The sequence below is a fragment of the Xylella taiwanensis genome (assembly GCF_013177435.1).
In the GTDB taxonomy this organism is placed as follows: Bacteria; Pseudomonadota; Gammaproteobacteria; order Xanthomonadales; family Xanthomonadaceae; genus Xylella; species Xylella taiwanensis.
On sequence record NZ_CP053627.1, the window covers coordinates 1,302,483 to 1,315,444 of the forward strand.

Sequence of the window (12,962 nt, forward strand, 5' to 3'; positions counted from 1 at the left end):
GAGCTATCCATTGAACTATTGCTCCGTCCTCAGGGATGACGGATGGGCACGTTCGGTGATTGGAGGTGCTTTGATCAACGAGTAAATCGTTGTATTGGCTTTGCCAGGTTGCGCATTTGGCTGTGTGCAAGCATCGTAATACGTCAAGGCTCAAGCTGACCTATGCCCTCCAAGCGGTTAACGCTAGCATTGATATTGAGACATATCACAATATCTATGATTCCATCCTAATAGACGAAGCAATCTGACTGCTTTTTGCTTCGTACCAAACTTGGCCCATTACCTGGAATATGCAGGGGTGTTAGCGTGACTGCTGAAGTTGGAGGCAAAAGAGAGAGAAGCAATCGAGTCGGTAATCCATGCAGATGGATGATTGATCTCCGGAAACCACAGGGAGCAACAAATTGGCGATTCCTTAATCAATCCAACCTGTGATGGAAAGCCTGACGACAACCAAGACATTGCGATCTGATATCTGATAGAAAGTTCGCCAATTTAAGAAGGCTTATCAAGCACATGCCTCACGCACAGCAGAGCTGAAAGCGTCTTGCTATTCATCGGCGGCAGACTGAATCCAGCTACGATCATCTGATTCAAACCAAACCACCTCCGAGACACTCGTGACCGTTCAGACTGCGGAAGGACGTTTCTTGCAAAGCATTGACATTAAAGAAAAGCCCGAAGGTGGGAAGGGTATAGCAGAACATACCCCACTGATGAAGCAATACTTCGCTGCCAAGGCTGAGTACCCAGACCTACTCCTGTTCTTCCGCATGGGGGATTTTTACGAGCTATTCCATGAAGATGCCCGCAAGGCAGCACGGTTGCTTGACATCACGTTGACTCAGCGGGGTAGTTCCGGTGGTGCGCCGATCCCAATGGCAGGCGTGCCTGTCCATGCTTATGAAGGTTATTTGGCACGGCTCATTGCGCTTGGTGAATCGGTCGCGATCTGCGAACAAATCGGCGACCCAGCGCTTGCTAAAGGTTTGGTTGAACGTAAAGTGGTACGTATCGTCACTCCAGGTACGATCACTGACGAGGCGTTACTGGACGAACGTCGCGACACGCTGTTGATGGCCTTGTCACGCAGTAAAAGCGGTTATGGTCTTGCTTGGGCCGACCTGGCTGGTGGCCGTTTCCTGGTGAATGAGATCGATAGCGAGGACGCATTAGAAGCCGAGCTCGCACGCCTGGAACCAGCTGAGCTGTTGCTCCCCGACGAGGATGCCTGGCCAGAGTGTCTGCAACAGCGCATCGGCGTACGTCGCCGTCCTCCCTGGTTGTTTGATGCTGACAGTGGTCGCCGTAAACTGCTGGCGTTCTTCAAACTGCACGATTTATCCGGCTTCGGCATTGAAAACAATCCACGCGCCATTGCTGCGGCTGGTGCACTCCTTGGCTACATTGAGGAGACACAGAAACAGCGCTTGCCGCATCTTACTTCAATCACGATGGAGACTGTCGGCGAAGCGATTACGATGAACGCCGCCACACGCCGCCATTTGGAGCTGGACACACGTGTGGATGGAGATAGCCGCCACACACTGCTTGGGGTGCTAGACAGTACGGTGACGCCGATGGGGGGACGGTTGCTGCGGCGGTGGCTGCATCGACCGCTGCGGCTGCGCGAAGTTGTGAGACAACGTCATGCTGCCGTCGGGACAATGATGGACTGCGGTACCGATAGCAAATTCCGGGAGATTTTCCGCAGGCTTGGTGACATGGAGCGGATCTTGACCCGTGTGGCACTGCGCTCAGCACGTCCACGTGACATCTCCACACTACGGGATAGTCTCAGCCTCTTGCCGCGCCTGCGTGAGCTTCTCGATGCATTGGATTCCCCGCGCCTGCACATGCTGTACGCTGAGCTGGGCGAGCATGACAACACCGCGTATCTATTGGCAGAAGCCATTGCAGAACAGCCACCGTTGAAGCTGTCCGATGGCGGTGTGATCGCCCCAGGATACGACGTCGAATTGGACGAACTGCGTAAGCTATCGACCAATGCTGACCAGTTTTTGATCGATCTAGAGGTGCGCGAGCGCGAATCCAGCGGCATCCCCACGCTGAAGGTTGGTTACAACCGTGTGCATGGTTACTACATCGAGATCAGTAAGGGCCAAGCCGATAAGGCACCGGTTTATTACACCAGGCGTCAGACACTGACTAACGCCGAGCGTTACATCACAGAGGAACTTAAGGCCTTCGAAGACAAAGTATTATCCGCACGCGACCGTGCCCTGGTGCGGGAGAAATTGCTGTACGAACAGTTGCTGGACACCATTGGCGCGCAATTGGATCCTCTTAAGCGCTGCGCCGCTGCGCTGTCCGAACTGGATGTGCTGGCCTGCTTTGCCGAGCGTGCAGAGGCATTGGATTGGGTGCGTCCGGAACTGGAACACGCCCCGTGCCTGCATATTGAACGTGGCCGTCACCCGGTCGTGGAAGCGGTGCGCGAACAGCCATTCGAGCCCAACGATCTCGATTTGCACCCTGAGCGCCGTATGTTGGTGATCACCGGCCCCAATATGGGTGGCAAGTCAACTTACATGCGCCAGAATGCCCTGATTGTCCTGCTTGCTTATATCGGCAGCTACGTCCCGGCCAGCCGTGCGCTGATTGGGCCGATTGATCGCATCATGACCCGTATCGGTGCCGGTGATGACCTCGCCCGAGGTCAGTCAACATTTATGCTCGAGATGACTGAGACCAGCTATATCCTGCACCATGCGACTGCGCAGTCGTTGGTGCTGATGGATGAAATTGGTCGGGGGACCTCGACCTACGATGGCTTGGCGTTGGCGGATGCAGTAGCACGCCACTTGGCCCATATCAACCGCTGTTATACGCTGTTCGCCACGCATTACTTCGAACTGACTACACTTGCCGACGAAACGTATGAGGGAGGTTTGAGTGGTATCGCCAACGTGCATTTGGATGCAGTCGAGCACAGTGAGCGATTGGTGTTCATGCATACGGTCAAGGATGGCCCGGCCAATCGCAGTTTTGGTCTGCAGGTGGCTGCTTTGGCTGGTCTCCCCGCTGCGACCGTCGCGCAGGCGCGGCAGCGTTTAGCTGAATTGGAGCAGCGTGGGCGCGAAAGTCATGTGTCGGAAATAACACCGCGAGCATTGGATGCACCGCAGCAGCGGAGTCTATTCGCGTCGGCACCCTCAGCTGCCCAGGAAGCACTGGCTGCATTGGAACCTGATGAATTGACGCCAAAACAAGCACTGGAAGCGCTTTACCGGCTCAAAGCGCTGTTATAGCAACACCATTGTTTCAGGGGAGTGAGGTTGCGAGGCTCATCGCCGATCATTGAAATATGGGTTGATCTACACCAACATGGCGCAAGTGAAGATCGGGCGGGGTAGGGGCGCTGTAGATCGCCTGTCCCACACGCACTACCGTTGCGCCTTCTTCAATAGCAGTTTCGAAGTCCCCAGACATGCCCATGGACAGTTCGGTTACTTGATGGCCGTGGGACAACGCTTGTTGGATGCGATCTTGCAGGGTGCGTAACTGCGTAAAGCATTGCCGCACCCGCGAGGTTTCGCAAGAGAGCAGTGCCAACGTCATCAAACCGCGTACCCGAAGCGCTGGGTACGCGGACAGTGCATGCACGAAACGGATAACCTCTTCGGGAGGTAATCCGTATTTGTTTGCTTCGCCGGAAGTATTGACTTGAACGAACACGTCAAGGCCACGCCCCTCTATCTGAAGGCGCCGTTCCAACGTTTCAGCAACACGCAGACTATCGAGTGCTTGGAATTCCGAGGCAAACCGTGCAACCAATTTGGCTTTATTGGTCTGCAGGTGCCCAATCACCGACCAGTGCAGATCAGTGAGATCGGCCATAGCTTCCCATTTGCGGTAAGCATTTTGAACATGGTTCTCGGCCAGCTTCCTGCATCCAGCCTCGTAGGATAATCGGATATGTATTTCATCGGCGCTTTTACTGACGGGTAACAGCCTCACGCTGCTGGGATCGCGGCCAACACGCTGGCAAGCAGAAACGATACGGCCATACACCTTGTTCAGATTGTGGCGGATATCATCCACAGTCAATCTTTGCGAGCCACGCATCGGATCGACAGCATCCTTGAGAGATAAGACAGTCACTTCAGTTCCCCATTTACAGAACGTCACCGGGATAGTGTGTGTTGATTAACTTGGTCAGGCTATCTAAACCCCGGAAAGCGCTTGCTGCTCGACTGAGTTTTGTGTGTCAATCTCAATACCCTTGGATGATTTGGTAGGGTGGATAACATCTATCTCTCTAACTCTAATGATGGCGCCACGTGTTCGATCGCGTACTTTATAAGCATATTTGGGGATGGTATATGGACCATCTACAATGTTCTATGGGTTTGTAGCAGAGGGAAACTCTCGTATATCCCCAAATACTGAACCGACATAAGGAGCGAGTACGCTTTCGCTGGATTGGAGGGAATAAGTCTATCTGCGGATATACCGCAAAGGCTTGGCAAATCCGAAATGTGGTCTACAATGGCTGGCGTAAATGTGCGGGAATAGCTCAGTTGGTAGAGCGCAACCTTGCCAAGGTTGAGGTCGCGAGTTCGAGCCTCGTTTCCCGCTCCAGCTTGTTTTCTGCAAGTCAGCGTTTGTAAGTTGTTGCGTAAAGCTTCAAAAGCGACAACTTCGTTGTCCTGGCAATGCTTCAGAGGTTTGTGTGCGGCCCATGTGCCCCCTTGTAGCAGACGACGCACTGTAGCAAAAGCGATCATTGACCTTCATTGACCTAAAATCTCAACTTGGGTTTTTGGTAGATGGCGGCCCCTCCTTTCCCAGCAACTTGCGACAGGAGATTGTTGGTGGCATTGCTGCATTACCAGAAGCCCTTTACGTCACAATCCTCCCCATATCTAGTCAAAGCGCAGGGGGGATGGGAATTATATGCGATGGTAAGCGGATACCACTTCTCTACGAAAAAAAATGCAAAATTGCTCACGTGACAGCAACATTATTCTCCCTCGGGCCGTTCTTCAGAGCACGTTATACAAAGTTAAATAATGGTGAATGTATTGTTGACCATCAGGAAAGCGAGTACAACTGAATACAGCCCTGCTCAGGTACTTGGCAAGTATTCGTCATCACGGGCTAGCAAAGCTGTAGCGTGTCGATGACTTGCAGTTCCATCACTTTCTATCCTGCACAGTCTTTGCTAGCTCCTACATTGCAAGCCAGCTGCAATCAGAGTGAAGCAGATAAAGGTGATGAATATGACATCGAGCTTCTTACATCTTGAGCAGATGCAATTGCGGCGCTTGCATATCTTGTACTCATATGTCCAACCGCGTGTGTGCGGTGGCGATACGATCAAGTCAAGCACCACCTGGCTGGTTTGATGGCCTTCATAGCTGCGTTCCATCAGTCTGCACAAATTGAGCGACTGTGATCTTCATAAGCTCACTCTCGGGGGAAATCACTTCAGCACACTACGGTGTTAATAGCCCCTTGACATGGTTCTGGAGATTTACACTTGATTGAGAACATTTTTGGCACGTTCCAAGGAGTTCAAGCGCATCGCCTTGTGCAGCAACAAGGTAAGCAATAGTTTATCGGCGCTCATCACTGTGGTTCATTTCAAGTGTTTAGGCGCTTATAGCTGGGGAGCATCGATTTTGTTTGCTGCCCGGACTTGTGAAGGGGAATCAACAGGATTTTGCAAGCAAGAATATATTACCCTGTGGTTTCCAGGTTGTTTGAGCCCTGTCGGCAGCATCTCGCATAATGGCAACTCCGTGGTTGGGAATTTGATGTGGACGAGCGCGTATTGCTGGCTTGCTTGGCGTGTGATTACGTCTCTGGCGATGTTTTGGCGAGCATGACTGGAATGACCAAAGCTGCGGTTGTGAAGCGCATCCAAGCACTTCGCGCCGCCGGCATTCCGATACAGTTACATACAAAGCGGGGTTATGCTTTAGCTGCGCCGGTATCCCTACTTACAGCTGAGCGTATCCGTGCAGGCTTATCACCATCTCTCGCTGCTAACTTGCGAGTCTTAGACGTGGCTTGGATTCTTGAATCGACGAATACGTCGTTGTTGGCGCGTCCGGCTCTGGTGGATGGCGTGGAAGTGTTGCTGGCGGAATGTCAGACGGGCGGCCGCGGCCAACGTGGCCGGACCTGGATTTCCCCATTGGCAGCAAATGTTTATTTGTCATTGTCACGGATGTTTCCTGGTAGCGTGGGGCAACTGGCTGGATTGAGCGTGGCGGTTGGTGTCGTAGTTGCTGAAGTGTTGATTACGGCTGGTTTCTCCCAAGTCCGGCTGAAATGGCCTAATGATCTCGTTGATAATGGGCGGAAGCTTGGTGGCATGTTAGTTGAGGGACAGGGGCCAGCGCGTGTGGTGATCGGGTTAGGGTTGAATGTGCGGATGCCAACAACTTTTGCTGAGCATATTGACCAACCTTGGGTCGATCTGGAGACTCTTGCGGGTGGTACGGTGGAGCGTAATGCATTGGTTGCACTATTGCTGTCGGCTTTATTGCCTGCGTTGGATGTGTTTCAAATTGAGGGCTTGGCGCCGTTTCTGCCGCGTTATGCCAAGTTGGATTGTCTTGTTGGCTGTGCGGTTCGGATCCAAAAAGCTAATCTGAAATATGTTGGTATTGCGCGTGGCTTGGCCTCCGACGGCGCGCTCTTGGTGGAAATCGACGGTGTGTTGTGTCCTTTCTATGCCGGTGAAGTTTCGGTTAGGCCGAAATGAGTGACTGGCTATTCGATCTAGGTAATTCACGTTTCAAATGTGCGTCGCTACGGGACGGTGTTATTGGTCCTGTAAAGGTTTTGTCGCACTTAACCGAGACTATGGATACGTTTGCCTTGCAGGCTCTCCCGCGTGGTCGTGTGGCTTACTTGGCGAGTGTCGCGGCGCCGACTCTCACAAGGCATGTGCTTGAAGCGTTAAAGATGCGCTTTGAGCAAGTCCAGGTGGCCGCAACCGTCGCTGCATGTGCCGGAGTCAGGATCGCCTATGCTCAACCGGAACGCTTTGGCGTGGATAGATTCTTAGCGTTGCTTGGTTCGCATGGTGAAGGTGATGTACTGATAGTTGGTGTTGGAACAGCATTGACTATCGATTTATTGGCTGCCAACGGTGGTCACCTTGGAGGGCGTATCAGTGCTTCACCGACGTTGATGCGCGAGGCGTTGCATGCGCGTGCCGCGCTCCCCCTCAATGGTGGCCGCTATTTGGAGTTTGCTGAGGACACAGACGATGCACTTGTGTCGGGTTGCGACGGTGCAGCAGTGGCATTGATCGAACGAAGTTTGTATGAGGCACGTCAACGCCTGGACCAGTCGGTTCGATTATTGTTGCATGGTGGTGGTGTGCCATCTTTATTGCCTTGGTTCGGCGACGCGGCACATCGTCCTACATTGGTGCTGGATGGCCTAGCGATCTGGGCGGCCGTTGCGGCTAACGTTTAGAATCGTCTCTATGCTCGTGCGTGCGCTCATTGTGGTTTTGGTTGTCCTCAATCTTGGCGTAGCACTCTGGTGGGGGAGCCAGCCGGCACCACAGGTGCCTGTTCCTGTGCCGACGTCATCGCCCGTTCACGTCGCCCGGCTTGAGTTGCTGCCGATGATTCCAGTCGCAAAGCAGGTGCCCCCGAGTCCTGCCACACAGAAGGTATTGCCTCATTGTTATAGCGTTGGCTCATTTGCCAGCGAAACTGAAGCACGCGCGGCGCTGATTGCGCTGGGTCGTGACGTGGACACGGGTAGTATCCGAGCGCTCCCAAGTGGCGAATCAAGCAGCTATCGGGTGGTCATGTCAGCAAGTGATCATGCCGCGGCACAGGTGCTCGCCAAGCGCATTGTGGGTGCTGGTTTTCACGACTATTATGTGCTCGGCAATGAAGTGGTCTTGGGTCGGTACCGCAACCGTGAAGGTGCCAAACGATTGCGTACCGAACTTGCCGCTGCTGGTTTCCAGGCAAATTTGCTATCGGGTGACATGTCACGCTGGGAAATTCATTTGCGTAGTGCAATTCCGTTTGCCGCACTGCAGGTGCGATTGCGCGGGTATCGTCTTGGATCCCTGGACTGTGCCACGTTACGCTAGAAGCGTATCGCATACGTCCGTTTGGTACTTTGATGTTGTTGTGTTGGTAAATGATCTTGCAATATAGAATGGCGGACTTTGGGGCATTGGTAAGGCAACTCTGAAGAGTTCGTGCTAGATTGAATACGCGTTCAGTCAAGAAAAGTTATCAGAAATTGCCGCTTTAGCTCAGTTGGCAGAGCAACTGATTTGTAATCAGTAGGTCGTCCGTTCGAATCGGACAAGCGGCACCATATACATCAATGCTTTGCGATGATACTTGCGGTGTTTGTTTCTGTCGCCAGGAAAACTACCGGGAAAACTTTGGGTTCTGTGGAGGTTCCACGAGGGGCACTTCGTGGTCTTAGCGCTCGCGCATCTCTTCAGTACGATGGCCGCCTGACCGTTTATCCTCACTATCGGTAATACCTCGCGATGCTTGAAACCATGCAGCGAGAAACGTTCTTCTGCCGTGATTACACCTTACCCTGGATTGCCATGACAATCATCCGTTGTCATGCAGTGTCCAATGATGACTTGCTTAACCGTCCGCCGAACTGGTTGACGAATAGAAAGCGATCTTCAGCCCGTAGTGGTGTGGCGTGTTTGTTAGAGGACCAACGAGAAGTCCGATACTCAACAAGCCAATCCCACGCCGAGCGCAATTCAGCATTCCAACGGGTGATGTTGTCACAACTACCTTTCCGACGTTTTGATAGGACACCGTGCGGTTTATGATGAGCGTAGATCAGTGTGCACACCTTTAGGCTTCGCAGGCGCAAGCCATAAGCTGATGAAATTTATCAAACACGTCACCAAGTGTTCCTCGAATGACTCCTGTCTGTTGCTGTTCAATGATGGTGTGCAGGTCATGTAAGTACGTCTCACGGCTTGCCACCGTTCGTTTCTGGTGCTGTCCGCGCTCTACGGTGAGATATGAGGCGTATACCAGCATCCATCCTCCCAATAGATTCCCTTTAGAATTCTGGATTGGTCGCTGTACGGTGGGATCCTCGGGTTATGCTTGGGATGCTCGTCGCAGGCATGGCCCCTAACAACCTGTACAGCGAAGTTAGTTTCGGTCCGGCTGTCGGCAATCAGATTGATTTATGAGGATGGTGTAGTGGCGACTCGCAAGGAAGCGTATGCATGAAGCGAGTTGGCGATGTTGTCTGGCTGCACTTTGGCCCACAGGCAGGGCATGAATCGGTCGAATACGACCGCATACCCCCCTGTCGTCAACGGCATTTAAACCATAGATGAAGCGGGCAGGAAAGACGGAAAGGTGTTGGTGCGGACGCGGCGTAGCAATCAGGTTGAGCTTGATGGTAGTAGTCTGCCGGAGATTGTCGGTTTTGACATCGAAAATAATGGCATAGGCTTTAACGATGCCCACCGAGAATCTTTCGATACGCTCGACACCGATTTAAAGATCACCGAGGGCGGGAAAGGGTTCGGACGTTTTACCAGTCCTAAATATTTCGATGACTTGCACGTCAAAAGTATCTACCTGGACAGCGATGGCTTCAAATCCCGCAGCTTTTCGATGGGCAAGGAGCACGAGATCGAACGTCGACACGTCTGACAGGACCGATACGGATCAACTGTGGCGCTTGCCATGCTCAAGGGGTGGGCTCGACAAAAAACTCTCGACCATGACCCGCCACCTTGTAGAGCGTCTTCTTCCCTCTTGTTACGCCCCGCACGGTGCGTGCACCGCGTTGGAGCCAGTACCAACCTCGATCATGCCGCCGCCGTCCGCGCTCGGTCTCCGACACTGCGGGTACCGTTGCAAGGGCAGGTACTGGAAATCGATTGCCTGGACAGCAGCAAAAACCTTTCCTTAAACGATGGGGGACGGATCATGAACGGTATCCAATACGACCCACGGGGCTGCGTGCGCGCCTACTGGCTGTGTGACACACATCCAGGTGAGCATGTGCATCACACATGACACCTACCCAGCTGGGCTGGTTCCCGCACAGGACATCATTCATCTTTACCGTGTCAACCCTCCTGGATAGGTGTCCGGTATCACACGGCTGGCTCCGGTGATTGCGCGTAAGAACCTTGAAACCCGTCTTGGTGTGCTGCTCAGCGGCGACCCTGACTGCATCAGCAATCTTCCGATGCCCGATGCAGGGCACTGTGCTCCCGGCTCCCAGCTGGCGACTTGCGGATGGCAAGACCTTGGCCCCTTGCCTAGAGGTGCGATGACCCGCATGGGTCCAGGGGAGAGCATCACTACCGTAGAGCCCAAACCGACCGGCGGATATGTGGGCTATTGCAAGCTTCATCTGCAACTGATTGCCGCTGGTTTGGATGTTCCCTACGAGAGCATGACCGGGGACATGAGCAACGTGAACTACCTAGCGTCCGTATTCGGCAAATTAAATTCAGGCGGGACTGCGAGCAGCTCCATGGTTAACGCTGGTACCGCCAACAGGTTTAAAAGACGCAAGCAACACCAAACGAAAGAACTTCTATGCGCCTGAATGTCGAAAATTTCCAAATCACCGATTATAAGAATGATCCAGCTAGCGTCGCTATTTCTGTTGGTATTCATACGCCTTTCCACAGGCTGTCACTGTGGAACTTTCGGAATGCGAACTCTATCACTCAAGAAAACATTTATTTTCTATAGAAGTATCAAAAATTTAGGGTAATGATAGGTACATTGAATGATGAAACACCAAACTCATTCAATTTAAAGGTATTGATATGTTCAAGAAAGGTATTGATATTTCCCACTGGAATGGAGACATAGATTTTATAAAAGTTAAAGGAGCAAATATAGACTATGTTTTTATAAAAGCAACAGAAGGTGCGACATATCACGATCCTCTCTATGTTAAGAATCGTTCCGGTGCACTATCCGCAGGAATGAAAGCGGGAACCTATCATTATTTTCGTGCACTGAGCAGTACACCAGAAGCACAGAAAGATAATATAGTTAATGTGCTGACTAAAAATGGATTTAATTCGTCACATGAATATTTGGCTTTAAGTGTGGCGCGCGTCGGTAATGAGGAGGCAAAACCAGAAGTGATTGCAGACAATCTTTACAAGTTACTTCTCTTGCTTGGGAAAGAATATATTATTGGAGATAGAAAGCCATTAATTTATTGCTCAAAAGGTTTCTGGGATGAAAGTGTGGCTGGAGACAGACATAATTTTAGTGAATACCCACTATGGGTTGCCAATTGGGACGTTGATGAACCTAAAATTCCGCAGACTTGGAGTAAAGCTGGTAAAACCTGGTCAGTCTGGCAATACAGTAGCAAAGGGAGTATTCCTGGGATTAATGGAGATGTGCTTTTGGATAACGTCCGCTTGTAGCCTTAATCTCTTCGGGAACACGGATCAGCGGAGGGTATAACAAACTCTCTTGTTACCACAGCCAGAGGCGAGGTGCAGAGAAGAATGCACTTCAACTCTGGCTCAACAAAAAATCATTGTGCAGCGCAAGCAGATGCAATGCAGCTTAGCTACCGTTGCGCTGTTGATTGGCGACTGATCCAATTAAAATGCCGCTATTAAGATTTGGCATTATTGAAGGGGCGAGCAATGAGTGTGGCGTATGATGCGTGAAGCGTGAACTGAGTAACTTCTTGAATGCGATCACTCTTCTTAAATAGGCGAGAGGTGGCCTCGTGCCGCAGGTCGTGAAAACGCAGATTCTCAATCCCAAGGAAACGCACCACGTGGCCGAAGGCAATGCTGATCGATTTCGCATTGCATGAAAATACGCCAGAGTTTGGTATTGCAGTGCTTTTCGTATCACCTAACTATCACACGCGGCAGCGGCTCGATAAGCACCCATGCTGGCGACAACATGCAAAACGACTTGTCGTTGCCAGTACGGCGTTTCGGGTACTTCATGTTACGCAGCAGGGCAATGCCCTTGTCGGGGCCCCTGTAGGCGCACAATCTCGTCTTGTCGCCGCGCAGTGAGTATGGCGAAGCGAACGATTGTGCCGTGCCCCGTATCCAGGTCAGTGAGTCGCTTCTTTTCTTCATCTGCCGTGAGGCGACTGTTGTACTTCTTCAACTTGCCGATGATGCGATGTTGCCGCAGAAACTCGCTCGCCTCCTGGAGTGTGGCCAATTGCGCCGGAACCCCGAGTCCGGCCTGTACGCTTTAGTGACGGCGTTCCCGCAAGTCGGAAGCCTGCAAGTTCGCCAAGTGGGTGACACGTGAAGTTCTCCCCTCGATCCGCAAGACGGGGGTATAGCGCCCATCCAGCCGGAGCCTTCCTCAATGACCAGAGGTCTACATGGTCTGGTTTTTGATCGGCCACGGCAGCGGCGTGGTTGCGATGAGCGACTGCCGCCGTGCGGTGGCGATTGGTGGGGATGCGGCGGCATACATCAGGACATGGCGCGGCGTGTACGAGTGGCTGCTGGAGCGGATGCGCCACGCGGAACGGCAAGCCGCCTTGGAGCTGCATGAGACGTTGCGCAGGGAGGCGGCGTGATGTTTAACGATATAAGCCGCCCCACCTTTCCATCCGAGCATCTACCGGATATCGCAAAGGCCGCCATTGAACGTATGAGCCTGACGCTTTCCTTGGGTATTTTATAGACTACACCCGTAGCATGATTGAGTTGAAGCAGACTGGAACCTTCCGCAAGTGGTTTGCCAAGCTCCTAGATGAGCGCGCGACTACAGCGATTTCGTTGCGGCTGGTGCGGCTGGCCTACGGTCACACTGGTGACGTTGAACCGATAGGAAGGGGAGTCAGTGAGCTTCACATTCACTACGGCCCCGGGTACCGGGTGTATTTTCAGAGGCGCGGCGACACGATCATCGTCCTGCTGTGTGGCGGCGATCAAGAAATCGCAGGCTCACGACATCAAGACGGCGTTGCGCCTTGCTGACGAA

General features: G+C 52.5%; 12 protein-coding genes, 2 tRNA genes and 1 pseudogene. 14 read left to right on the forward strand and 1 reads right to left on the reverse strand.

Going from position 1 to position 12,962, the window contains the following annotated elements; translation table 11 throughout:
* Positions 1-665 precede the first annotated feature (665 nt).
* Positions 666-3,272: a DNA mismatch repair protein MutS gene (gene mutS / locus PLS229_RS05525; RefSeq protein ID WP_162814115.1), complete on the forward strand. Its 2,607-nt coding sequence runs from the start codon at positions 666-668 to the stop codon at positions 3,270-3,272.
* A gap of 46 nt (positions 3,273-3,318) precedes the next feature.
* On the opposite strand, the gene PLS229_RS05530 is transcribed toward mutS, so the two are convergent.
* Positions 3,319-4,125 carry a YggS family pyridoxal phosphate-dependent enzyme gene (locus tag PLS229_RS05530; RefSeq protein WP_038272139.1) on the reverse strand — a complete coding sequence of 269 codons (807 nt, stop codon included), beginning with the start codon at positions 4,123-4,125 and terminating at the stop codon, positions 3,319-3,321.
* 404 nt (positions 4,126-4,529) lie between these two features.
* On the opposite strand from PLS229_RS05530, the gene PLS229_RS05535 reads away from it, so the two are divergent.
* From PLS229_RS05535 to PLS229_RS05595, 13 genes and pseudogenes are all read left to right on the forward strand, one after another.
* Positions 4,530-4,605: transfer RNA gene (locus PLS229_RS05535), tRNA-Gly, on the forward strand.
* 145 nt (positions 4,606-4,750) lie between these two features.
* Complete coding sequence (locus PLS229_RS05540; protein WP_152536648.1) at positions 4,751-5,080, forward strand: hypothetical protein; 330 nt, start codon at positions 4,751-4,753, stop codon at positions 5,078-5,080.
* A 705-nt stretch (positions 5,081-5,785) separates the two neighbouring features.
* Positions 5,786-6,739: a bifunctional biotin--[acetyl-CoA-carboxylase] ligase/biotin operon repressor BirA gene (birA, locus tag PLS229_RS05545; RefSeq protein ID WP_038272140.1), complete on the forward strand. Its 954-nt coding sequence runs from the start codon at positions 5,786-5,788 to the stop codon at positions 6,737-6,739.
* Positions 6,736-7,461: a type III pantothenate kinase gene (locus PLS229_RS05550; protein ID WP_038272143.1), complete on the forward strand. Its 726-nt coding sequence runs from the start codon at positions 6,736-6,738 to the stop codon at positions 7,459-7,461. Before birA ends, PLS229_RS05550 begins: the two co-directional genes overlap by 4 nt.
* Before the next feature lie 10 nt (positions 7,462-7,471).
* The gene (locus PLS229_RS05555) at positions 7,472-8,098 is read left to right on the forward strand and encodes an SPOR domain-containing protein (protein ID WP_038272144.1); all 627 of its coding nucleotides are present in this window, start codon (positions 7,472-7,474) and stop codon (positions 8,096-8,098) included.
* Between the two features lie 157 nt (positions 8,099-8,255).
* Positions 8,256-8,331, forward strand: a tRNA-Thr gene (locus tag PLS229_RS05560).
* Positions 8,332-9,362: 1,031 nt separating this feature from the next.
* Positions 9,363-9,662, forward strand: coding sequence for a hypothetical protein (locus PLS229_RS05565; RefSeq protein WP_038272145.1), 300 nt, complete (start codon positions 9,363-9,365; stop codon positions 9,660-9,662).
* Positions 9,663-9,767: 105 nt separating this feature from the next.
* Entirely contained in the window at positions 9,768-10,031 is a 264-nt protein-coding gene (locus PLS229_RS05570; protein ID WP_216651947.1) for a phage portal protein, read from the forward strand.
* Positions 10,032-10,101: 70 nt separating this feature from the next.
* Positions 10,102-10,572: a phage portal protein gene (locus tag PLS229_RS05575; protein ID WP_114867113.1), complete on the forward strand. Its 471-nt coding sequence runs from the start codon at positions 10,102-10,104 to the stop codon at positions 10,570-10,572.
* Positions 10,573-10,798: 226 nt separating this feature from the next.
* Positions 10,799-11,416 carry a glycoside hydrolase family 25 protein gene (locus PLS229_RS05580; RefSeq protein WP_038272147.1) on the forward strand — a complete coding sequence of 206 codons (618 nt, stop codon included), beginning with the start codon at positions 10,799-10,801 and terminating at the stop codon, positions 11,414-11,416.
* Positions 11,417-12,200: 784 nt separating this feature from the next.
* A pseudogene (locus tag PLS229_RS05585) lies at positions 12,201-12,306 on the forward strand (BRO-N domain-containing protein); the annotation flags it as partial.
* A gap of 48 nt (positions 12,307-12,354) precedes the next feature.
* Positions 12,355-12,555 (forward strand): hypothetical protein, encoded by a 201-nt coding sequence (locus tag PLS229_RS05590; protein ID WP_038272149.1) that lies wholly within the window; start codon positions 12,355-12,357, stop codon positions 12,553-12,555.
* A gap of 121 nt (positions 12,556-12,676) precedes the next feature.
* Complete coding sequence (locus PLS229_RS05595) at positions 12,677-12,958, forward strand: type II toxin-antitoxin system RelE/ParE family toxin (RefSeq protein WP_325065062.1); 282 nt, start codon at positions 12,677-12,679, stop codon at positions 12,956-12,958.
* The last annotated feature ends 4 nt before the right edge of the window (positions 12,959-12,962 follow it).